Source organism: Candidatus Ruthia endofausta (assembly GCF_013342985.1).
Taxonomy (GTDB): Bacteria; Pseudomonadota; Gammaproteobacteria; order PS1; family Pseudothioglobaceae; genus Ruthia; species Ruthia endofausta.
This window is the reverse complement of sequence record NZ_CP054490.1, coordinates 921,363-945,430: the sequence shown is the minus strand read 5'-3', so window position 1 is coordinate 945,430 and position 24,068 is coordinate 921,363. Positions and strand designations below refer to the sequence as shown.

The following is a 24,068-nucleotide window of genomic DNA, read 5'->3' as shown; positions in this document are numbered from 1 at the left end:
CGAAGGCTTAAACGAAGAATTATCAATCATATAACTAAGATAAATTCTATGAAAATTTGTAGTTTCTCTTTAGCCACTTATTTTTTTTGGTATCGGTTAATCTTTTTTGGTTAATCTTTGGTGACATGGATTTAATTAATTTTTTAGTCCTTGTTGCATAAGCGCCATTTTTTTTAAGGTCGTTAGTATGGCAACTTGTGCAACTTTTATTGGGCATTAGCTCTCTTTTCCAAAACAACGCTCCTTGAGTTGTATTTATTGTTGCAATGTCAACCCCAATGAGGATACAATTAGTTGAAATCTTTATTTCAGAACGGATATTAAAAACGTATAAAGGCAGCATAGCTATGTATTTATATATCTTCATTATTGGAAAGTTACTTTGATGATGAAGGCTTGTGAGCCGCTAATATAAATTAAACACAAACCAGCCTGCTGATAGTGAAGCTATGGCTTGCATACTAAAAATTAGAAAGTCATTGACAGATTGTACTTTGAATTTTTCAAGATTATGATAAGCACGTGGTAATAAATTGATGCCACCGATAAATAGAAAGTTCCAGCTAAGCCCTAAGAGAATTAACGCCATCCAGTAATTATTTAAACTGTAGTTGGTATAGCCAATTATGATACAGATTAGATATAGTGTGATGCTGATTATCATCATTTTTCAGAGTCCAAATAGTTTGACAATAATTGGGGGTAAATAAGGAAGGTAGGAACATGACAATAACATGTGACTGAATCACAAATTTAGTTTGTACCAATGAAAAGTCATCAATAACATGCATACTCATTGGTGTGGCAGTCATAATAATGTAATCTGCTGCAGCACTGGACATGGCAAAATAAATAAAACGGCTTTATTTGTAAAGCGGTGATGGCAAGTGCAATGATAGCGATTGTATAGACACAAATACCCAAAAAAGTGTGCCTTTTACCAATTTCAGACATAACGTAGACAACAGAAATGACGCTAACAGTGTCTATTACAATCATTGCTACTGGCAAAGCTGATAAACTGGCATAAAAAATAACAAAAACGCCTAGGGATATAAAATAGTGACAAACTAATTGTCAACAACCAGACTTATGAGGCACAGTGAACGCATTTATTTTTTAGTCGGACGTTGCCAATTTTTTAGGCTGGTTTGCTTGGTGCGACTTAAACTTAATTGGTTGTCAGATACTGTTTTAGTGATAGTAGAGCCCGCACCAATTGTGGCATTTTTACCAATTTTTATAGGTGCAACTAGTTGAGAATCAGAGCCAATGGAGGCACCATCGCCAATGATGGTTTGATGTTTGTTAACACCATCATAATTACAAGTGATGACACCAGCGCCAATGTTGACGTTCTCGCCGATAATGGCATCGCCCACATAGCTTAAATGAGAAACTTTGGTGTTTTCGCCAATGGTAGACTTTTTAACTTCAACAAAATTACCAATTTTGGCATAGGTTTTGATGTGAGTTTGTGGACGAATGCGTGCAAATGGACCAATAGTAGCACCATCTTCAATAACGCAATCTTCAATAACGCAGTTTGGCAAAATTGATACCTGATTGCTAATTTTAGCGTTTTTTATAATACAATTCGGTGCAATTACGGTATTGTCTCCCAGTGTCACTTTACCTTCAATAAGTACGTTAATGTCAATCTCGCAATCTCGTCCAAAGGTGAATGTACCTCGACAATCAAACCTATTTGGGTCTTTTAAGCTAAGCCCTTGTTGCATAAATTGAGTCGCTTGATTTTTTTGGAAAACACGTTCTAATTCTGCCAGTTGTACTTTGTCATTCACACCTGCTACCTCAAATTGATTTTTGCTAACGATGGATGAAACAGTTTGCCCATCAGCAACTGCACAGGCAATAATATCGGTTAAACAAAATTCCCCTTGGACATTGCTTGTGTTGATCTTGCTTAAATACTGCTTTAATAATTGCGAGCGAACAGCCATGATACCTGTATTCACTTCATTAATATTTAGTTGTGCATTATTTGCATCTTTCTGTTCAACAATGGCTTGTATTTGTTCATTTTGGCGAATAATGCGCCCATAGCCAGTTGGCTTATCTAAAATCACGGACAATAAGGCAATGCCACTTTGCTGTGCTTTATGAATTAAATCAGCCAGTGTGGATTCTTTAATCAGTGGCACATCACCATACAATATGAGTGAGATTGAATTGTCCTCAATATGTGGCATTACTTGTGCTACGGCGTGTCCAGTGCCCAATTGTTCAATTTGCTCTACCCAGTTGATATTGGGGTCGTTAATTTTTCGTTGTACTTGTTCGCCTTCAAAGCCATAAACCACATGAATTCGATCGCACAAGGCTTTGGCTTGAGAGAAAACATGCTCCAATAAGGTATTATTTGATAAGGTTTGCAAGACTTTTGGCTTGGATGAGTTCATGCGTGAGCCTTTGCCTGCGGCCAAAATAATAGCATGAGTATTGCCCATAAAAATAGCCTAAAAATCCTCTACAATTGGGTTTTGATCAAGATAAGACTGAGTAATACCAGGCACAATAAAACTAATAGTACCAATCACTTGCCCATTTTTTCGACCCACGCTATAAGTTGCGGCGCGCATTTGCATGGGTGCATTTTTAAAAATATCAGCAAAGTTGCGTGATTTGCGTGATTGAATAATAAAATCCTTTTTACTGATGAACGTGTATTTGATATTGTGTTTTTGGTAGGCTTCATTCTCAAAATCAGCGATTATTTTAGTAAATTCGCGCTTATTAAAGGTATTGGCGCTAATTTGGATAATGTCTAATTTATTACTATCTTCTTCAATTAAGACTAAATCGAACTGCGTTTTTAACGCGTAGAATATTTTCTTAATCTTGCTAACATTAGTTAATGGCATTATTAGCACAATGGAAACAAGTCTATCGTTTAGGAATCGAAAAACTATTTCAGCCTCCTCGCCTGCTAATGAATGTTTTTGCATGCACAGCGTGCCTTTTTCGTATTTGGCAGAGCAATCTTCTAATGGGTGCGACTTTTGTAAATATGCTTTTGGCATGCCAATTAAGTATTGTTTATAAAGACGAATTGGCAATTCGGAGATGCTTTGGGTGCTAAGCAACAACAAACCAAGTAGTGTGACAAGTTTTATGGAAGATTTATTCACAGCGATAGACGCAAAGTGTGATTTATACGTCTGAGAAGTACAGAATATAAATTTTTATTTAAAAAACAAAAGATGCGACTAGTCATCATTAAAAAATCGTTGTTTTATGTGTTGCATAAATTGTGTCAAGTTAATAAGTAGTCTGGGTTGATATTGTAAACGCTTAGAGGCATAAATACAATAAAATCAACCACCATGAACAATACCTGTTATCACTGCGGATTAGAAGTGACTAGACATAATAAAGTCCAAGCATCTATTGAAGACGAACAGAAGGATTTTTGTTGTGTTGGTTGTGCAAGTGTGTGTCAAACCATTTATTTGAGTGGGCTGGGTTTTTTTTATCATCAACAAACCAACTCATTACTGCCTGTTGTTGATTTGGAATATCCAGTAGAATTTTATGATGCAGATGCTTTTCAGCAGCCTTTCTTAGAACCTTTTGATGAAGGGGTTAAAACCATCACCCTAATTAGCAACAGCATCCATTGTGCTGCTTGTGTGTGGCTGATTGAAAGAGCAATTGGCGTACTTGGTGGGGTTGTTTGGGTGCGGGTGAGTTTGACTGATAAGCGCATTCGTCTTAGTTGGGCTGATGCTGATATTCAACTATCTGTGATTATGCAAAGATTAGCAGGCCTTGGATATGCAGCCATGCCGTACGAACAAAATATGGCTGAGTCTATTGCTAATAAAGCCAATAAAGCCATGCTTTATCGTATTAGTTTTAGCGCATTTACGATGATGAATTTATTGTGGATTTCAATTGCTATGTATACAGGCGCAGCAGATGGAAAATACCATAATTATTTTCAGTGGCTGGGCTTTTCATTGGCCACACCTACTTTATTTTATGCGGGTATGCCATTTCTTAAAAATGCTTATTTTGGGCTTAAAAACCGCTTTATGAATATGGATGTGCCGATTAGTATTGGGGCGTTGAGCACGTATTTTTATTCTGTGTATGTACTATTAGGGCTGTCTACTAAAAACGAGGTGTATTTTGACACGGTGGTTAATTTTATCTTTGTGATTTTAATTGGGCGTTATCTTGAAAGCTCAGCCAAAAAATCCACACTATCGGCCTCTAGTGCTTTGCAACAGTTACAGCCCAAAGTTGCCTATGTGATTAGCAAAGGCGAGGAAAAAATTACACCAGTGGGTACAATTAAAATGGATGAAACTGTCCTGATTAAGCCTACAGAACGTTTAGCAGTGGATGGTATTGTTTTGTCAGGCGATAGTGAAGTGGATGAATCGTTATTGACAGGGGAGTCTTTGTTAGTTAGAAAGCAATCTGGTGATGAGGTATTTGCTGGTTCAGTCAATGCCAGTGGCAGCCTTATGATTAAGGTGACAAAAACCTTAAAGAATTCGGCTTTAGGACAAATTGTTAGCCTAGTTGAGAACACGCAGTACAACAAAAACTCAATTATTTGTACGCTTGATAAAATCATTCCCTATTTTGTTGGCACGACTATTTTTTTGGCAATAGCGACTTTTATTTATTGGTATCCATATGATTTTGATTTGGCATTGTTAAGTGCCACTAGCGTACTGATTATCACCTGTCCTTGTGCATTTGGGCTGGCTACACCAATGAGTATTGCGGTTGCAAGTGGTGTGGCAATTAAGAAAAAAATACTCATTAAAAACAGTAATGCACTTGAAGTGCTAGATAAAGTAGATTGGGTGGTTTTTGATAAAACTGGCACACTTACCAAAGGTGAGTTTAGCATCAGTCATATTGAAGCTTTAATTGATAAAACCAATTTTATCAATATCATGGCTAGCATTGAAAGGCATTCTGAGCACCCTTTGGCTAAAGCAATTGTTGGCGCTGATAAAACTGGCAGAATTTTAGAGGTAAGCGAGTTTTATGCTGACCATGGTCAAGGTGTGAGTGGTGTTATTAATCAGCAAAGTTATAAAATCGGTCATTTGTCTTATGTGGATAGTAAACATCAAGTAGATACTGATTTGTTAAATAAATCTAGCATATTAGAGCAACAAGGTGCGAGTTGTATTTGGTGTGCTAATGAATCTGACGTGTTGGGTTTTGTTGCTTTAAAAGATCAAATTAAATCAGATGCTACTGAGGTTGTTGATAAGCTTAAATCTATGGGCAAGCAAGTCAGCATATTAAGTGGTGATAGCAAAGTGGTCACCCAAGCGATTGCTTCAAAATTAGGGGTTGAAAATATGATTGCGCAAGCCTTGCCAAAAGATAAGGCCGATTATATAAAACAATTACAGCAAAGCTATACGGTGCTTATGGTAGGTGATGGCGTGAATGATGCACCTGCCTTAGTGCAAGCTAATGCCAGTATTGCGATTGGCTCAGGCAGTGATGTGTCGGTTAATAGTGCAGATTTGGTTATCTTAAAATCTACACTTAGCCCAATTATTGAACTGATTAATTTAGCAAAGCGTACTAACAGCACCATTAAACAAAACATCACTTTTGCACTACTATACAATGCTTTTATGGTGCCACTGGCGATAATGGCAAAAGTTACGCCGCTATTCGCCGCTATTGTTATGCCGATTAGTTCATTAGTTGTGATTGGCAATGCTACGCGTCTAAGAAACAAGTAAAAATAGCATACGCATAAGTTTTAAATAGTATATAATTTGTCCTCTTTTACGATTTTAGAAAAAATCCAGATAACATGAAAACAGATATTCATCCTAATTACAATGACGTTAAAGTAGTTTGCTCATGTGGCAATTCCTTTGAAACACGCTCAACCGTTGACAAAGAAGAATTACACTTAGATGTATGTTCTAGTTGTCATCCTTTTTATACAGGTAAACAAAAGATTATGGACAGTGCTGGTCGTGTTGAGAAGTTTAAATCACGTTATGCCAGTTTTAAGAGACAAGGGTAACAAAATTCAATAAAAAAAAGCCGCGAAAGTGGCTTTTTTTATGCCTGATTGGTAAAGATATACCAACAAAATCATTATAATTACAGCGTTTACTTTTTTATATTAAAAGCCCATGTCATTTGATTATATTAATGCCTTATTGAAAAAACCTACCTCACGCACACCTATTTGGGTGATGCGTCAAGCGGGTCGCTATTTACCAGAATATCGAGCAACACGTGCAAAAGCAGGTGATTTCTTAACCCTGTGCAAATCACCTGAACTGGCATGTGAAGTCACCATGCAGCCTATTGATCGTTTTGATTTAGATGCAGCCATTTTGTTCTCAGATATTTTAACCATTCCTGACGCAATGGATTTAGGCTTGTATTTTTCAGAAGGCGAAGGTCCTAAATTTTCAAACCCACTTAATACATTAGCCTCCATTGAGCAATTAAAAAAGCCCAATGTGGGCAATGAGTTGTCTTATGTCACTGACGCCGTATCAGTGATTAAGAAAGCTTTAAATAACAGGGTGCCATTAATTGGCTTTACAGGCAGTCCATGGACATTAGCCACGTATATGGTTGAAGGCGGTTCAAGCAAGAACTTTTCCAAAGTTAAAGGGCTGATGTATGAAAACCCCGCGCACATGCATCAATTATTAGACAAATTAGCAGACACAATTATTGATTATTTGAATGGTCAACTTCAAGCAGGTGCAGATTCGGTGATGATTTTTGACACTTGGGGTGGTTTGTTGAATAAACAAAGCTATGAAGATTTTTCACTTCAATATATGACCAAAATCGTTAATGGTATCAAGCGTGAATTTAACGGTAAAACCATTCCAGTCACCTTGTTTACTAAAGGTGGTGCCATGTGGCTAGAGCAGATTGCAAATAGTGGTTGTGATGGTGTGGCATTGGATTGGACAGTGGAGTTGAATGATGCACAACGGCGTATTGGCACTAAGGTGGCACTTCAGGGTAATTTAGATCCTTGTGTTTTATACGCATCACCTGAAAAAATACGAAAAGAAGTTAAAAAAATCTTATCACAATTTCAAGGCGATACAGGCCACGTATTTAACCTAGGTCATGGCACCTCTCCTGATGTCAATCCTGAGCACATGAAGGTTCTGGTAGATGCTGTGCATGAATTTAGCAAAAGATAACGCATAATGTCAAGGTTAAGTACAATTTTTACCCAACTTCCTGTTGATGAAAAAGCATTTATCCCCTTTATTACTGCGGGGGATGGCGGGCTTGATAATACCCTTGAATTAATGCAAGTTTTGGTCAAAAATGGTGCAGATGTGATTGAGTTGGGTGTGCCGTTTTCAGACCCGATGGCTGATGGCCCTACAATTGCTAAATCGCACGAGCGTGCGGTGAAGGATGGTGTAAGTTTATCTGATGTGCTTGTTTTAGTTAAAAAATTTAGACAAAGCAACGATACAACAGCTATTGTGCTGATGGGTTATTTAAATCCGATTGAGGTTTTTGGTTATCAAGCCTTTGCTAATGTTGCTAGTGAAAGTGGCGTTGATGGTGTGTTGGTGGTGGATATGCCACCAGAAGAGGCGCATGATTTAAAGCAGAGTCTTGACGGGGTTGATATTGATTTTATCTTTTTGGTTGCGCCAACGACAACAGATGAGCGCTTAGCATTTTTAGCCACCATTGCCTCAGGTTTTATTTATTTTGTCGCTCTTAAAGGTGTGACGGGCGCAGAGCATTTGGATGTTGATTTGGTCAAAGCACATCTTTTAAGAATTCGTCAAACGGTTGATTTGCCCATTGGAGGGGGGTTTGGTATTAAAGACGCTAAAAGCGCAAAGGCAGTGTCTGAGCATGCTGATGCAATTATTGTGGGCTCATCGTTGGTTGCATTTGTTGAACAATATGCAAATGATAGAGATAAAATGCTAGCAAGTGTTGGGCGTTTGGCAAATGAAATTGCTACCGCAATTAAATAATTAAAAATAAGGAAAGGCGTATGAGTTGGCTAGAAAAAATCCTACCCTCTATTACCAGTGTAGCGAAGAAAAATATTCCAGAAGGCTTATGGAGAAAGTGCCCTAAGTGTGAAACCACGCTTTATTCAGAAGAATTAAAAGCGTTGAATTGTGTTTGCCCTAAGTGCGATTATCATATGCGTATTTCCGCTCGTATGCGACTTGATGGTTTTTTGGAGAAAGATGGGCAGGAAGAAATTGCTGCTAATTTAAGTGCGGTTGATCCTCTAAAGTTTAAGGATCAAAAAAAATACAAAGATCGTTATTTACAAGCACAAAAAATCACCCATGAAAAAGATGCGCTTGTGGTTAAAACAGGTACGCTTAACGGTATAAAAGTCGTGGTCGCCGCTTTTGAATTTAAATTTATGGGCGGTTCAATGGGCTCTGTGGTGGGTGAGAAGCTTGTTCGCGCTGCAAAAATAAGCATTGAAACCAACTCGCCGTTGATTTGTTTTTCAGCTTCAGGCGGTGCGCGTATGCAAGAGGGCTTGTTTTCACTGATGCAGATGAGTAAAACAGCTTTAATGATTAAGTTGCTGAGTAACAAAAAAGTACCTTTTATTTCGATTTTGACTGATCCAACCATGGGCGGCGTTTCTGCTAGTTTTGCCATGTTAGGAGATGTTCATATTGCTGAACCAAGTGCGTTGATTGGTTTTGCTGGCCCTAGAGTGGTTGAACAAACCGTGCGAGAATCATTGCCAGAAGGCTTTCAACGTAGTGAGTTTTTGCTAGAAAAAGGTGCGATTGATATGATTGTGCACCGGTCTGAATTGCGCACTCAAGTACATAAAATATTAAGCGCCATGATGTTTAATAGTGGCTAAATACAAAATTTTCTACAAGCTTAGCCATGCAAACGGTGCCTTGGTTGATGAATCTTGGAACGAGCCACTTGAGTTTGAATTGGGCGATGGTCAGCTAGATTCGTGCTTAGAGTCCTGCGTTATTGACGCTCAAGTGGGGAAATTGCAAACCTTTCTTTTAAGCGCATCAGAGGCATTTGGCAGTGAGCTGGAAGAAGCCTTTCAAGTTATGAAGCGCCCAGATTTTCCACAAACTATGATGATTGAGTTAGGTGCCGTTGTTGAGTTTAAAACACCTATAGGAGATTCTTATGAGGGCTGTATTGATCAAATTGAGGGGGATGATATTACCGTTAATTTTAATCACCCACTGGCAGGTAGTGATGTCTCTTTTCAAGTAAAAATCCTCCAAAAACAGTGAAAATTTTACTGGCAAACCCACGTGGTTTTTGTGCTGGTGTTGAGCGTGCAATTGAAATTGTGGAGCGTGCGTTAAAGTTGCATGGCGCACCTGTGTATGTTCGTCATGAAGTGGTGCATAATAAATTTGTGGTTGATGGGCTAAAGGCTAAAGGTGCTGTTTTTGTTGAAAATATCGCTGATGTGCCTAATAACCAAGTGGTTATTTTTAGTGCGCATGGCGTATCAATGGCGGTACGAAAACAAACACAAAACACGGGTGCAACTATTTATGATGCCACTTGTCCTTTGGTGACCAAAGTGCATAAAGAAGTTGCCAGAAAACAAAAACAAAATCATCAGGTTATTTTGATTGGTCATAAAGGACATCCAGAGGTTGAAGGCACGTTAGGGCAATCTAGTGAGGACAAGTGTGTTCAATTAGTGGAAATAATTGAGGATGTTGAGCGTTTAAATTTTTCAAAAAATATCCATATTTCTTATACAACACAAACCACGCTTTCGATTGATGATACTCAATATATTGTGGATTATTTAAAATCAAAGTTCCCCACTATTGATGCGTCCAAGAAAGATGATATTTGTTTTGCCACACAAAATCGTCAAGACGGAGTTAAAATCTTGATGCAATCTTCTGATGTGTTGTTAGTATTAGGTTCTAGCAACTCATCTAACTCAAATCGCCTTAAAGAAATTGCTGAAAAAATGGACATTCCTGCCTATCTGATTGATGGTGCTGGTGAAATTGATGAGTTATGGCTTAAAGGCATGAATACAATAGGCGTAACTGCAGGCGCTTCAGCGCCAGAAGTTTTGGTTCAAGAAGTAATCCATTATTTGCGAGATAAGGGCGCAACTAAAGTTATTGAAGTGAATGGTGCGAAGGAAAATATTCATTTCCCAGTGCCAAAAGAATTAAGATAGGATATTTCATTTAATAAGCAAGCTAAGTTTGGCAAAGACACTCATCGTTTATTAAAAATAAAAAGGAAAATAATAATATGAAAAAAACAGCATTAATTTGTGGTTCGTACGCCTTTGATAACATTATGGCGTTCCATAATCATTTTAAAAACCATATTTTGCCAGGCAAGGTGCATATGCTCAATGTGTCATTTTTAGTGCCAACCATGCGCAAAGAGTTTGGTGGTTGTGCTGGTAATATTGCTTATAATTTGCATTTATTAGGTGTTAATTCAGTGCCAATGGCAACAGTGGGTAGTGATTTTACGCCCTATTTAGCGTGGATGAAAAAGCATCATATGAACACCTCGTATATCAAAGTTCTAAAAGACCAATATACAGGGCAGGCGTTTATTACCACTGATATGAGTGATAATCAAATTACTGTCTTTCACCCAGGTGCAATGGATCAATCGCACCAAAATAAGGTATCTGATGCCAGTGCGGTTGATATTGGCATTGTGTCTCCTGATGGACGTGTTGGCATGATTGAGCATGCGGTACAATTTAAACAATTAAACATCCCATTCATTTTTGATCCAGGCCAGGGTATGCCAATGTTTTCAGATGAAGAGTTGGTTAACTTTATTGAACAAACCACTTATATAGCAGTAAATGATTATGAATCACAAATGTTACAAGCCAAAACTGGACTAGATTTATCAACTATCGCTTCCAAAGTTAATGCTTTGATTGTTACCAAAGGCAGTGAAGGTTCAGAAATTCATACCGATGGAAAATTAATCAATATTGTCCCCGCCAAGGCAGATACTGCACAAGACCCTACAGGCTGTGGCGATGCTTATCGTGCTGGATTGTTGTATGGCTTAATGCATGACATGAATTGGAAAACAACTGGTCAATTAGCAGGGCTATTGGGCGCCATTAAAGTGGCGCATCTAGGTACGCAAAATCATCAGTTTGATATGATTGATATTGAAAATCGCTATCAAGATAGTTATGGCGAATCGTTGTTTTAGTTATGGCAGTCGTTATTTTTTTTGGCTTTGCTATCTGGTTAGCCAGTTTTTTGTTATAACTGAATTAACTTAATGTTTTTAGTAGGTTTTCTATCAACTCGATTCGTCTAATATCTTCAGGCATCTCTTCTTTAATGATTAATTGGTTTTGACCCTTTAACTGATATTTTTTCGCTTGTTTTTGAATAAGATTGATGATTTTGATTGGCTCAATGGTATTTTTACTGCCAAAGGTGATGATGGCTTTGTCTTCATAGAGGTTGATTTCATCAATGCCAATTTTTTCTGAAAAGAGTTTGAGTTTGATATTGACAAATAAGTTTTTGGTTGAATCTGGTAATAATCCAAAACGGTCAATCATCTCAATTTGCAAGGCTTTAAGCTCCTTATTGTTTTGGCAATTGGCAATGCGTTTGTAGAATACCAGTCGTTCGTGCACATCAAAAATATAGGTTTCTGGAATAATGGATGGCAAGCCAGAATTAATTTGCACTTCATGATTAATTGGATCGTTAAGGTTAATTTTTCTACCAGAGCGCATGGCATCAATAGTGCGTTTTAATAAATCATGATAAAGATTAAAACCAATTTCGCTAATTTTTCCAGACTGATTGTCACCCAATAAATCACCCGCACCACGAATTTCAAGGTCGTGATTAGCCAGCATAAATCCAGTACCAAGCTCTTTTAAAGATTCAATGGCATCGAGACGTTTTTTGGCTGTTCTGGATAGTGATTGATGAGACTTGACAATCAAATAAGCGTAGGCCCTATGGTGGGAACGACCAACACGACCTCGTAGTTGATGTAATTGTGCCAGACCAAATTTTTGCGCATTATTGATAATAATAGTGTTAGCATTGGGAATGTCAATCCCTGTTTCAATAATTGTGGTGCAAACCAAAATTTGGAAACACGCATGATAAAAGTCACTCATGATTCTTTCTAATTCACGTGTTGGCATTTGTCCGTGGGCAATACGAACGTGGGCTTTTGGTATAATTTGTTCAAGATTTTTTGCCATATTGTCAATTGAATCAATGTCGTTATGTAACACAAAAATCTGACCACCACGGTGTATTTCACGTGTGATTGCCTCTTTGATGTTATTGTTACTCCACTCTTGTACAAACGTTTGGATGGCGCTACGTTTGGCAGGTGGCGTGGCAATAATAGACAATTCTCTTAATGAGCCTAGCGCCATATTCAATGTACGTGGAATAGGGGTGGCAGTCATGGTCAGAACGTCACTCTCGCCCCGTAGTTTTTTCAACGCCTCTTTTTGTTTAACGCCGAAGCGATGCTCTTCGTCAATAATAACCAAGCCAAGGTTTTTGTATTTAATAGTGCCTTGAATAATTTTGTGTGTACCAATGACGATGTCAATTTTTCCTTGGTTTAATTTTTCAATGATTATTCTTTGCTCTTTTGGAGTTTGAAACCTTGAAAGCGCTGCAATTTCAACAGGGTAGCTAGTAAAACGGTCAACAAATGATTGGTAATGTTGGTTAGATAATAGCGTGGTTGGTACCAGAATTGCCACTTGCTTGTCTGCCTCAACTGCTAAAAACGCTGCACGCATGGCAATTTCAGTTTTACCAAAACCAACATCGCCACAAACCAATCTGTCCATTGGTTTGTGTGATTGCATATCTGCTAACACTTCGCCCATGGTTTTGAGCTGGTCCGGTGTTTCCTCAAAGGGAAAACTGGCAACGAATGAGGAATAAGCATCATTCGGTTCAGGAAAAGCAAAGCCTGTTTGAGAGGCTCGCTTGGCATAAATTTCTAATAATTCAGCCGCCACATCAAACAAAGCCTCGCCTGATTTTTTCTTAGCCTTGCTCCATTGATTTGTACCTAGCTTGTGTAATGGTGCACTATCTGGTGAAATGCCAGCGTACCTAGAGATTAAATTAAGCGAGGTGATTGGCACCATTAATTTTGCCTTATCAGCATATTCCAGGGCAAGAAAATCTTGTGATTGACCATCAAAGATTTGGGTTTTAAGCCCTAAATATCTGCCCACACCATAGTTTTCATGCACAATAGCATCATCCATTCTAATCTCAACCAAGCTTTTAATTGCCTCATCAAAATCTTTATGTTTGGCACGGCGACGGCGCTGTTGCTGAACCACTTCTTGACCGAATAAATCCTCTTCAGTAACAATGGCGATATCATTAGTGAATAAGCCATGGGTAAGGTCTTCATGGGTAATGTTAAGTGGCTTGTTACTCTTGCTAAATTCATGCCAGTTTTTAACACTATGAATATCAAGGTTATGCTTGATGAGTAAATCGCTGAGCACATCTTGCCTGCCGTACGACTCACAAACAATTAATATTTTTTTGCTTTTCTTGTTGGTAAATCTTTTAACAAATATTAAAAATTTGTTTAATGGATTTTTTGTTTTTGGCTCAATGCGTATGGGAGACAATAGGCTTGAATTAAAATTAAAGTGTTGGTTTTTTTCTTCTAGTTTTGACGTGCTAATGATGAGTTGTGATTTTTGCTTGATTTCACTAAACAACAACTCTTTGGACAGGAAAACTTGGTGAATATCAAGTGGCGCTCTATCTAATGTTTTTTTGGCATTTTCAAATCGTTCGCGTATCTCGCTATAGGTCTTATCTACCAAGTTTGAAAACCCTTTTGATGTGGCAATCACGGCGTTATTTACTAGATAGTCAAACAAGGTGTTGGTTGTGTTAAAAAATAGTGGTAAATAGAATTCAATACCGCCTGGTAGCCTGCCTTCACTAACTTCGGTATAAATGAAACTATGATCATTAAACGCTTTTTGATAATTGGTTTTGAAACGCTCAATACTAGCATTATCTGTGGGAAATTCTCTGGCAGGCAGTAGCGCAATTTCAGACACTTGCACCTTGGAGCGTTGAGTTGAGGTATCAAAGGTGCGAATAGACTCTACTTCTTGATCAAATAAATCAATTCGGTAGGGTGTTTTTGCACCCATTGGGTATAAATCAATCAATGAGCTACGTACATTAAACTCACCATGCTCCATCACTGTGGTTACGCGGTTGTAGCCAATTTTTAATAGTCTTTCACTAAAAGTATCAAGATTAATATTGTCATTAATACCAATATTAAAGCTATATTTTTCGCCAAACTCTAACGGGCATAAGTGTGAAAATAATGATTCTAGTGTGGTGAGAACAATACCGCGTTTAAGATTTTTAAGTTTTGATAAGGTTTTTAGTCGACTTGAGGTGATATCAGGATGAGGCGAAAAGTGATCATAGGCGAGCACTTCCCAGTTATCAAATTTTAAAATTTCTAAATCTGTGTTGTAGAAATTTAAAGATTTATAAAGACTGTCAAAATGTGCAATGTCATTAGCAATGACTAAAATAACTTGCTGTTGTTGATTGGCAAATTCAATTAATGCCAGTGCATCTGCACTGCCGTACAGTGAGCCCCAATAAGTTTTTTGACCCGATTGAAAGCATTTAGACTTATAAGGATAAAGATATTGCATGACGTTTAGCTGTTGTCAGTTAGGATCTCAATGCCTTCATTTTCTAGCATTGTAATAAGTTGAATAAGTGGCAAGCCAACTAAGCTATTTGGGTCGTCTCCAATCATGCGTTTAAATAAACTAATGCCTAGGCTTTCTGATTTAAAACTACCTGCACAGTTATAAGGGGTTTCTTTTTTAAGATAATACTCAATTTGTTCAATATTCAAATCTTTAAAAATCACTTTAAAAGTTTCAACTTTAGTTTGTATATTGTTGGTATTTGTATTTAAAAGTGCCAAACTTGTAATAGAAGTTACTGTATTTCCAGAACTTTGCTGTAGCTGTTTAATGGCATTCTCATGATTTTTTGGCTTAGTCAGTACCTTGTCATCAGTATTAAAGCCATCATTAAGTGTCGCCACTTGGTCAGAAGCAATAATCAAACCACTGTGTGTTTTTGCAATTTCTCGTGCTTTTCTCTGAGCTAAACGATAAACCAACTGTTCAGGCGTTTCACTTGTTTTTCTTGATTCGTCAATTTTTGGTGAGCGTGTCGTAAATGCCAACCCTAACTTAGCAAGTAATGTTTTTTTAAAAGGTGAGCTTGAAGCCAGAATTAGTGACACCATGATGAGTGATATTTGTAAAATAGGTATCATTTTACTTTATTTGAAACTTTTCCTATGAAATTATCTATTATTGTCGCAATGGACGATAATCAGCTGATTGGTAAAAATAATGCTTTGCCTTGGCATTTGCCAGCTGATTTGGCTTATTTTAAAAAGGCAACGACAGGTAAAGTCGTTTTAGTGGGGCGTAAAACTTATGACTCCATTGGCAAGCCACTACCTAATCGTCGCAATATTATTGTGAGTCGAAACACTAAATTTAAAGCTGATGGTTGTGAGGTTGTTGGTAGTATTAACGCAGCATTAAGTCTGGCTAATGGTGATGAGCTGATGGTTATGGGCGGCGCATCTTTTTACGAACAAATGATAGATAGGATTGATAGACTCTATATCACCGAAGTTAAGGATAAATTTGAGGGTGATGCGTACTTTCCAGAATTTGATCGTACTCAATTTGTCGAATTTAGTCGTGAATCTCATCAAGCTGATGAGAAAAATCCACACATCTATGATTTTGTCGTTTTACAAAGAAAGATGCACTGGGGGGAAGTGTAACACACATTCTATTATTGAGTAATTATTGGTAGAGTATATTTAAACTCTCCTCACTTTCAATTTCAAGTGCTTATGATGTAGACCGATATCCTTATTGAATGGGCTTGGTGTGTTTTCTTTGGCTAGCTAATAAAGTGTGAGCATAACAAACATGACCATCACTAACAAAGATACTTGGGTATGTTTTATTTCTACGCACCTCTTTCCAATCCAGTAGCGAGATAAAAGAATCTGCACTTTCTTCTAGTTTTGAGACTGTTAACTCAGCATGGTGAATACCTTTTGTGATCGCTAAACCCATTATTATTAAAGATTTGTTAGTTAGAATTTTGAGCTAAAACACGCTTGAAATCTTTTGGCATGATTTTAATAAAATACTTGATTTCATCGTGCCAGTTGTTAAGAATACGCATGGCTACTTTTGAGCCAGTATATTTAACGTGATTGTTGATGTATTGTTTCAATTTTACTTGCGCCTCATCATCCATCGGATCAAGGTCAATCATGATTGGATTGGCCATGGATTCGAACGTATGATTTGGGTTATAGATATAAGCAATACCGCCGCTCATACCAGCACCAAAGTTACGACCCACTTCGCCTAGAATAATAACGTGACCGCCTGTCATATATTCACAACCATGATCACCAACTCCTTCTACTACGGCGATAGCGCCTGAATTACGCACACAAAAGCGCTCAGATACGCAACCTGATAAATACATTTCACCACCTGTTGCACCGTAACCACAAACGTTGCCAGCAATAATTTCATCTTCAGCATTAAAAGTTGAGTTTTTAGGTGGATAAACAATAATATGACCACCTGAAAGCCCTTTACCAACATAATCATTAGCATCGCCTTCAACCTCTAAAGTAACACCTTTTGCTAAAAATGCACCAAGAGATTGACCTGCAGAGCCTTTAAAATTAATATGAATAGTATCATCTTTTAAGTTATTACCACCACGTGTTTTAACAATGTGTGACGAAAGCATTGTACCTACAGCGCGATCAACGTTAGTGATAACAGAATTGATATGAATTTTTTCAGCATTTTTAATGGCTGACTCTGATTGTGCAATGAGCGTGTTGTCAATTTGTTGGTCTAATTGATGGTCTTGAGCAATGGTTTGATAAGTGCCTGTGTCTTTGCTAGGTTTTTTAGCAGGTGTTAATAAAGCATCTAGGTTTATGGTTTCTTGTTTCCAATGATTAAGCGCTTGATTCATCTCTAACATATCAACACGGCCAATCATTTCATTAATGGTTTTAAAACCAAGTTCTGCCATGATTAAACGTAATTCCTGAGCCACCATAAATAAGTAGTTCACCACATGTTCAGGTTTGCCTGAAAATTTTTTACGTAATTCTTTGTCTTGTGTGGCAATGCCGACTGGGCAAGTATTTAGGTGGCATTTACGCATCATAATGCAGCCTAGGGTGATCAGTGGTGCGGTTGAAAATCCGAACTCTTCAGCACCCAAAAGAATACCAATGGCAACATCTCTACCCGTTTTTAACTGCCCATCTGTTTGAATAACCACGCGTGAGCGCAAGCCATTCATCACCAAGGTTTGGTGAGTCTCAGCTAAGCCTAACTCCCATGGCAAGCCTGCATGTTTGATTGAGGTTAGTGGTGAAGCGCCTGTACCACCATCATGTCCAGCAATAACAATATGATCAGACTTTGCTTTAACAACACCTGCAGCAATCGTGCCCACACCTACTTCTGCAACTAGCTTTACACTAATACGGGCAGTTGGATTAGAGCGTTTTAGGTCAAAAATAAGTTGTGACAAATCTTCAATGGAATAAATATCATGATGAGGCGGTGGGGAAATAAGCCCTACACCGGGTGTGGAGTGGCGTATTGAAGCGATACCTTCATCTACTTTTGCACCAGGTAATTCGCCACCTTCACCAGGTTTTGCACCTTGTGAGACTTTAATTTGGATTTCATCTGCGTTATTTAAGTAATCAATGGTAACACCGAAACGTCCTGAAGCTACTTGTTTAATAGCACTACGGCGTGAATCGCCATTGGCATCTGGTGTCCAGCGTTTGGCATCTTCACCACCCTCGCCTGTGTTTGATTTGCCGCCCAAGCGATTCATGGCAATGGCTAAAGATTCGTGTGATTCAGCAGAAATAGAACCAAAACTCATCGCACCTGTAGCAAAACGTTTGACAATTTCTTTAACATCTTCAACGTCATCAATAGCAATTGTAGCAATTGGGTTGGATTTTTTAAACGACATCAAACCACGCAATGTTGAGTTGCGTGTGCCTTGTTCGTTGGCGTGTTTAGAAAACGTCCAATAAGCCGATTCGTCATTATTGCGAGCTGCTAATTGCAAGTTGGAAATTGCTTGCGGATCCCACATGTGTTTTTCACCGCCACTGCGCCAATGATATTGACCTAAATTATCCAAAGAGTTAGTTTGATAGGCATGTTGATGCCGTTTTTCATTTTCTGTTTGTAAAATATCAAAATTAACCCCATCAATACGAGACGCTGTGCCAAAAAAGCACTTATCCATCACTTCTGGTGCCAGACCTACTGCTTCGAAAATTTGTGCACCTTTGTAAGACTCTAAGGTAGAAATACCCATTTTTGCCATGACTTTTAACATGCCTTTGGCAATACCTTTGCGATAGGCAGATATAATGGCATCATCACTTTCAATGTCAATGATTTTATCACGGCGTGCTTGCCATAACGCCTCAAATGCAAGGTATGGATTAATTGCATCCGCACCAAAACCTATCACCAAACAGAAATGATGAACCTCACGAGCCTCACCCGTTTCAACAATAATACCCACTTGGGTGCGTTCAGCACTGGCAACTAAGTATCTGTGTAGGGCAGAAGAGGCCAATAGGCTAGATATTGCGACACGATTTTTACCAATATTACAATCAGACAATATAATTAAAGTGTGTCCATCTTTAATGGCCTGAGAGCCTTGGGCGCAAATATTGTCTAATAATTCAGATACTTTTTGATCTTCATCAATGTTATAAGTAATATCAATGGTTTTGCTCGTCCAACCACGATGGTTGCAATGTCTTAATGCGGCGGCTTCTTCATTGGTTAAAATTGGATGCTCAATAACTAAGCGGTGTGCATTTTCAGCCTTGTCGCTTAATAAGTTGCCTTCTGGTCCAATCGAGCAACGTAATGACATCACCACTTCTTCACGAATAGAATCAATTGCTGGATTGGTGACTTGTGCAAATAATTGCTTAAAATAGTCATAAATAATGCGTGATTGACTAGACAAACATGCTAGTGCTGAGTCATTACCCATAGAGCCCACTGGATCACGCAATTCGTTAACCAGTGGTAATAACATAAATTGCAAGGTTTCAGTGCTATAGCCAAATGCTTTTAGGCGGTGAATTAATGACTCTGGATGGAAACTGTGCGTTTCAACTCCATAGTGAAATTCTGATAGGTATATTTGTTGATCATTTAGCCAGTTTTGGTAAGGATTTTTTGAGGCCAATTCAGATTTTATAGCCTCATCATCAATCAACTCACCTTTGTCAAAATCAACCAAAAACATCTTGCCTGGGCGTAACCTGCCCTTAGTTTTGATATTATTAGTTGCCACATCGACTACGCCCACTTCACTTGCCATAATAACGCGCTCATCATGAGTTAAATAGTAACGCGAAGGGCGAAGACCGTTACGGTCAAGCACCGCACCAATATAAGCGCCATCTGTAAAGGTAATAGAGGCAGGTCCATCCCACGGCTCCATAATGTTAGAGAAGTATTCATAAAACGCTCTTTTTGAAGCACTCATGTTGTCGTCATTTTGCCAAGCTTCAGGCACCATCATTAGCACTGCTTCTTGCAAGGTGCGACCATTCATCATCAAAAATTCTAACACATTGTCAAAACTGCCCGAATCAGATACTTCGGTTTCAATAACAGGCAGAATTTTGTTTAAATTACCTTTGAAGAGGTCACTTTTTAGGACGCCTTCTCTAGCATGCATCCAGTTATAATTGCCTTGGCGGGTATTAATTTCACCGTTGTGTGACATATAGCGGCAAGGTTGCGCCCTATCCCATGAAGGGAATGTGTTGGTCGAAAAACGTGAGTGTACCATCGCCAAATAGGTTGAATACTCAATATCAGATAAGTCTTGATAAAAATCAAGTACTTGTGAGCCCATTAACATGCCTTTGTAAATAATAACACTACTTGACAAACTGCAAACGTAGAACAATAATGCTTGAGACAAAGCCCCATCTGTTCTAATGATATTTGAGGTGTGTTTTCTGATAACAAATAATGCACGCTCAAAAGCTGGTGTGTCAATGCCTTTGGCACAAGCAATAATAAGTTGCTTAATGACAGGTTGGGATTTTCTAGCAATATTGCCAATATTAGCTTTATCACTATTAATAGGCACATCACGCCAGCCAATAAAAGTTTGACCCTCACGTGCAACAGATTTTTCTAACAAATTCATGCAATGCGCTCTTTGTTTTTCATCTTGTGGCAAGAAAATATTACCAGCACTATAAGCACCTTTTTTAACCGATATACCAAATAAACGCTTAATTTCTTGAATGAAAAACCCATGTGGAATATTGGTTAAAATACCAGCGCCATCCCCTGTGTTGGTTTCACAGCCACAGCCACCACGATGATCCATTCTAGATAACATTTCCAAAGCGTCAAGGGTAATTTGGTGTGAAGGTTCACCTTTAATGTGGGCGATAAAACCTACGCCGCAGTTCTCTTTTTCATTATTTGGATGATAAAAGCCACGCGCTTTAGGCAGGTGTAATAATTGGGTGCTCATAGGTTAAAATCTACAAAATAAAAATTGAAAAAGTTCCCTGATTATAACATATAAAATACTCTATTAATGCCTCTAATGCGCCCTTTTAGTGGCGTATTTATCAATCATATTAAGGTAGAATGTTAATCAATTTTTACTTAAATTTTATCTAATGTTAGCCATTATTTCCCCTTCAAAAACCCAAGATTTTTCTACTTCTAACATTGATGAATACACACAAACATACCAAATTAAACAATCTAAAACGTTAATTGAGCTCTTAAAGACAAAAACCCAAGATGAAATAGCACAGCTCATGTCAATTAGTGACGCACTCGCCAATTTAAATCATGAGCACTTTCAAACATTTTCAACCCCTTTTAATCTAACAAATGCCAAGCAAGCATTGCTTGCATTCAAGGGTGATGTTTATAGAGGTATTGATGTCCCCTCTTTATCAATAGCGGATTTAGAGTTTGCACAAAGCACCTTGCGCATGTTGTCAGGCCTATACGGTGTGATTCGCCCGCTTGACTTAATTCAACCTTATCGCTTAGAAATGGGCACTCGGCTTGAGAATGCTAAGGGTAAGAATTTATATGAGTTTTGGGGCAATGAGATTTCAACCATATTAAATGAAGACGAAGCTGACACTATCATTAACCTTGCTTCTAATGAGTATTTTAAAGGTATTGATCAAAAAACCTTGAATGCCAAAATCATTAACATCGCTTTTAAAGAGTTCAAAAACGACATCTATAAAATTATTGGTATTTATGCCAAGCGTGCTAGAGGTCTGATGGTTAATTATATGATTAAAAATAGAATCACTCATGCAGAAAATTTGAAAGATTTTGATAAAGAAGACTATCAATTTAGAGTCGATATGTCTGATGACACAACATGGATTTTTACCAGAGGTTAACTCCTAAGCAATCCTGCGTCCTTTGCTTTGAGACTACAAAGTGTTAGGTGTACAAAAGTCACCAAGCCACTATCATCACTAAATTTAGAACAGTGAAAAAAAGAAATTAAAGGCACATTATTTCGGCTAATTTTTTTTCTGTTTAGTTTGTTTTCCTCTCTTACGATTTTAATCTTTTCGCCGAAAAAATTATTGAAATGAGTGGAGGGTTTAAATATGGATAGTGGTACTAACAGTACAAATTCAGGCTCTAGTGTTTTCCGTGCCAAGCAATAAGGAGCAACGAGAATGAAAAATTTAAAATCAATAATTACCGCTTTCCTATTATCTTTTAGTTTGAATTCGGTTTATTCGGGCTAATACGATTTAAGTCTAAACGTTGCTCAAAGTATGTTAGATGAGTGCGGCGAAAAAGATGGCTATGAATTTTTACTAGCAGGTTTTGATGAGTCTAGTAAAAATCCTTTGGGATATCGTTTATTAGGGATTTTGGCTAAGGCAAATAACAAGTTGTTTGCAGCTAAGGATTATTTTAACCAAGCGATTAAATATTCTAACAACTCAGCACTGACTGGTGAGATGAAATTAGAACCGGCATAGGTTGAATATCAACTCGGTAATGGTGATATTGCCAAAAATTATCTGAGTGAGGTAAAAGCTAGTAATCTGCCAAAATTGGTAGGCGATAATATTGATAATTTTTTTTAGCGATTATTACCAAAAAAAATATGCGTTTAATATCTCTATTGGCTTTATTCACGATAGCAATATGAATGTGGCCCTACAGTTGGATCCAATATTGATGTTTGCCTTATGCGCTTAAAAAGTATCTACCGATGTATAGCCAAGAAATGCTTGGGGTTGCTATGAGTGTAGAGCAAGTTGAGTTTAATCCTTTAACGTTAGAACTAAAAATTAAGAACTTGCACCTGCCTGATGATGGCGGCAAAACGTTATTAAGTTTAGGTGAACTTTATCTAAATATAGGTGTTAAAAGGTATTCACCCTGTTTACAATACTGTACGTGATACACATGCATTGCGTGAGAAAAAATTAATCATATTGTTAGCCGATAACAAACAAAACACGCACTTTAGTAGGCAAAACGTTTACAACTTAGTGATGCGCTGCGCGATGAGTTACACCATAATATTATAATTGACCATATAGAATTTTCAACACTTACGTCACAAAGAGCACAATCTATTTATCAGTTTTATTAAACCTAAGATCTCAGTTCTAAACGTTTAAGACTACTTAAATTAAAAGAAGTAGAGGTGTAAGAAAATAACTGGGTAGAAAGTAAATTATCTTTAGGTGCTTCGTGGTAACAGTCCAAAATTGTTGCAAAATAGCATTAAGTTCTATGTTGCAACAATTCGGACAAATTTTTTATATACAGGGAGGGTCAAGTATAAAGCCTCCCTCAAGTTATTTTGCTTGTTATTATTAAAAAGCACTAACACTCGCAATTCCTTGAGCGCCCAGTTTGATGGTTTTTTCTAGGTCTTTAAGCTCCATTCCGCCTAAAAAGTACACAGGAATATTGAGTTTATCCACGACTTCTTTGACACTTTCCCAGCCTAATGGGAGAGTATCAGGATGAGTTTTAGTAGCTTGTACGGGGGAGATGACAACAAAGTCAGCACCCATTGCTTGGGCTTTTAGTGCTTCAGTTAGGGTGTGTGTGGATGCGCCTAAGAGTTTATTATTAGAACAAGGTTTTTTGTTCAATTTAAGCATTTCAGTGGTGGTGATATGCCAGCCATCGCAATAGAGCTCATCGAAAGTCTTATTGACGGTATTAAGCAGTAACTTTATGTTATTTTGCTTGCATTTGTTGTGAAGTTGTTGGATAAAGCCATTATCAAGTTTGGTTTTACTCCTAAGTTGGATGAGTGTTATGTCTTGTGTTAGTTTTTGATTAAATCTTTCCATCCACCCATCACTTTGATGGTCTATAGAGGGGGTTATCCAGTATTTATCTGGCAGAATGATAGAGTCGATAAATGCCTTCATGGTGGGTAATAGTTTATAACTGTGTAAATCATCAATGTTAACCCAAGATATTGCTTGAGCTTCAGCACCTAAAGGCGTGTTTTGGTACTTGTTGATGTTATAAATACTTAGTTGGACGATTTTGTCTTCATACTTATGTATTATGGTTTGATGAAGGGTTAATTGATTAACTTGTATACCTAATTCTTCTTTTAGCTCCCTTATGACGGTTTGTTCTTTTGATTCATCAGCTTCAATTTTGCCGCCAGGGAGCTCCCAAAAACCACCCATAAATTGCTCTTTTTTGCGTTTTGCAATGAGTATTTCTTGGTTCTTGTTGCGTAAAACACCCACAACCGTCTTAATTGTTCTCATCAGTTGCCCTAATGTAAAATAATACTATTTTAGCATCTGGACTTGTTTTGCAATTACAGGAAAAAATTCAACAACTAAAG

General features: G+C 37.8%; 21 protein-coding genes. 12 read left to right on the top strand and 9 right to left on the bottom strand.

Translation table 11 applies throughout. From position 1 onward, the window contains the following. Positions 1-46: 46 nt before the first annotated feature. From HUE58_RS07410 to HUE58_RS05330, 4 genes are all read right to left on the bottom strand, one after another. On the bottom strand, positions 47-217 hold the full coding sequence (locus HUE58_RS07410) for a DUF1924 domain-containing protein (protein WP_422851470.1): 171 nt from the start codon (positions 215-217) through the stop codon (positions 47-49). 189 nt (positions 218-406) lie between these two features. Continuing rightward, entirely contained in the window at positions 407-589 is a 183-nt protein-coding gene (locus HUE58_RS05340) for a hypothetical protein (protein WP_174605968.1), read from the bottom strand. Positions 590-1,112: 523 nt separating this feature from the next. Next, on the bottom strand, positions 1,113-2,471 hold the full coding sequence (glmU, locus tag HUE58_RS05335; RefSeq protein WP_174605967.1) for a bifunctional UDP-N-acetylglucosamine diphosphorylase/glucosamine-1-phosphate N-acetyltransferase GlmU: 1,359 nt from the start codon (positions 2,469-2,471) through the stop codon (positions 1,113-1,115). A 9-nt stretch (positions 2,472-2,480) separates the two neighbouring features. Beyond that, a complete protein-coding gene (locus tag HUE58_RS05330) occupies positions 2,481-3,152 on the bottom strand; it encodes a hypothetical protein (protein WP_174605966.1) in 672 nt (223 codons plus the stop codon). A gap of 195 nt (positions 3,153-3,347) precedes the next feature. Between HUE58_RS05330 and HUE58_RS05325 the strand changes: the two genes are divergently transcribed. The 8 genes from HUE58_RS05325 (at position 3,348) to HUE58_RS05290 (ending at position 11,214) form a co-directional block, all read left to right on the top strand. After that, the gene (locus HUE58_RS05325; protein WP_174605965.1) at positions 3,348-5,750 is read left to right on the top strand and encodes a heavy metal translocating P-type ATPase; all 2,403 of its coding nucleotides are present in this window, start codon (positions 3,348-3,350) and stop codon (positions 5,748-5,750) included. Between the two features lie 74 nt (positions 5,751-5,824). After that, the gene (gene rpmE / locus HUE58_RS05320; protein ID WP_174605964.1) at positions 5,825-6,043 is read left to right on the top strand and encodes a 50S ribosomal protein L31; all 219 of its coding nucleotides are present in this window, start codon (positions 5,825-5,827) and stop codon (positions 6,041-6,043) included. 112 nt (positions 6,044-6,155) lie between these two features. After that, positions 6,156-7,199, top strand: a complete 1,044-nt coding sequence (gene hemE, locus HUE58_RS05315) for a uroporphyrinogen decarboxylase (protein ID WP_174605963.1) — start codon at positions 6,156-6,158, stop codon at positions 7,197-7,199. A 6-nt stretch (positions 7,200-7,205) separates the two neighbouring features. Next, positions 7,206-8,003: a tryptophan synthase subunit alpha gene (trpA, locus tag HUE58_RS05310; protein WP_174605962.1), complete on the top strand. Its 798-nt coding sequence runs from the start codon at positions 7,206-7,208 to the stop codon at positions 8,001-8,003. Between the two features lie 20 nt (positions 8,004-8,023). Beyond that, on the top strand, positions 8,024-8,872 hold the full coding sequence (gene accD / locus HUE58_RS05305) for an acetyl-CoA carboxylase, carboxyltransferase subunit beta (protein WP_174605961.1): 849 nt from the start codon (positions 8,024-8,026) through the stop codon (positions 8,870-8,872). After that, entirely contained in the window at positions 8,865-9,272 is a 408-nt protein-coding gene (locus HUE58_RS05300; protein ID WP_174605960.1) for an FKBP-type peptidyl-prolyl cis-trans isomerase, read from the top strand. The genes accD and HUE58_RS05300 overlap by 8 nt, the downstream gene beginning before the upstream one ends. Further along, entirely contained in the window at positions 9,269-10,195 is a 927-nt protein-coding gene (gene ispH / locus HUE58_RS05295) for a 4-hydroxy-3-methylbut-2-enyl diphosphate reductase (protein ID WP_174605959.1), read from the top strand. Before HUE58_RS05300 ends, ispH begins: the two co-directional genes overlap by 4 nt. A gap of 77 nt (positions 10,196-10,272) precedes the next feature. Further along, positions 10,273-11,214, top strand: a complete 942-nt coding sequence (locus tag HUE58_RS05290; RefSeq protein WP_174605958.1) for a carbohydrate kinase family protein — start codon at positions 10,273-10,275, stop codon at positions 11,212-11,214. A gap of 64 nt (positions 11,215-11,278) precedes the next feature. Here HUE58_RS05290 and mfd read toward each other — a convergent pair whose 3' ends face one another. Together mfd and HUE58_RS05280 are read right to left on the bottom strand one after the other, a co-directional pair. Then, positions 11,279-14,719 carry a transcription-repair coupling factor gene (gene mfd, locus HUE58_RS05285; protein WP_174605957.1) on the bottom strand — a complete coding sequence of 1,147 codons (3,441 nt, stop codon included), beginning with the start codon at positions 14,717-14,719 and terminating at the stop codon, positions 11,279-11,281. Between the two features lie 5 nt (positions 14,720-14,724). Then, positions 14,725-15,330, bottom strand: a complete 606-nt coding sequence (locus HUE58_RS05280; protein WP_174605956.1) for a Maf family protein — start codon at positions 15,328-15,330, stop codon at positions 14,725-14,727. Positions 15,331-15,384: 54 nt separating this feature from the next. On the opposite strand from HUE58_RS05280, the gene HUE58_RS05275 reads away from it, so the two are divergent. Next, positions 15,385-15,885 carry a dihydrofolate reductase gene (locus HUE58_RS05275; RefSeq protein WP_174605955.1) on the top strand — a complete coding sequence of 167 codons (501 nt, stop codon included), beginning with the start codon at positions 15,385-15,387 and terminating at the stop codon, positions 15,883-15,885. Positions 15,886-15,976: 91 nt separating this feature from the next. Here HUE58_RS05275 and HUE58_RS05270 read toward each other — a convergent pair whose 3' ends face one another. Both HUE58_RS05270 and gltB read right to left on the bottom strand, forming a co-directional pair. Further along, a complete protein-coding gene (locus tag HUE58_RS05270) occupies positions 15,977-16,186 on the bottom strand; it encodes a VOC family protein (protein ID WP_174605954.1) in 210 nt (69 codons plus the stop codon). A gap of 16 nt (positions 16,187-16,202) precedes the next feature. Beyond that, positions 16,203-20,711: a glutamate synthase large subunit gene (gltB, locus tag HUE58_RS05265; RefSeq protein ID WP_174605953.1), complete on the bottom strand. Its 4,509-nt coding sequence runs from the start codon at positions 20,709-20,711 to the stop codon at positions 16,203-16,205. A gap of 151 nt (positions 20,712-20,862) precedes the next feature. On the opposite strand from gltB, the gene yaaA reads away from it, so the two are divergent. The 3 genes from yaaA to HUE58_RS05250 all read left to right on the top strand — a co-directional run bounded on the left by yaaA (position 20,863) and on the right by HUE58_RS05250 (position 22,643). Continuing rightward, complete coding sequence (gene yaaA, locus HUE58_RS05260; protein WP_174605952.1) at positions 20,863-21,615, top strand: peroxide stress protein YaaA; 753 nt, start codon at positions 20,863-20,865, stop codon at positions 21,613-21,615. Between the two features lie 390 nt (positions 21,616-22,005). Beyond that, entirely contained in the window at positions 22,006-22,215 is a 210-nt protein-coding gene (locus tag HUE58_RS05255) for a hypothetical protein (RefSeq protein WP_174605951.1), read from the top strand. A gap of 236 nt (positions 22,216-22,451) precedes the next feature. Further along, positions 22,452-22,643, top strand: a complete 192-nt coding sequence (locus HUE58_RS05250; RefSeq protein WP_174605950.1) for a hypothetical protein — start codon at positions 22,452-22,454, stop codon at positions 22,641-22,643. A gap of 421 nt (positions 22,644-23,064) precedes the next feature. Here the strand turns inward: HUE58_RS05250 and HUE58_RS05245 are convergent, their stop codons facing one another. Beyond that, positions 23,065-23,988 carry a Nudix family hydrolase gene (locus HUE58_RS05245; RefSeq protein WP_174605949.1) on the bottom strand — a complete coding sequence of 308 codons (924 nt, stop codon included), beginning with the start codon at positions 23,986-23,988 and terminating at the stop codon, positions 23,065-23,067. Between the last annotated feature and the right edge of the window lie 80 nt (positions 23,989-24,068).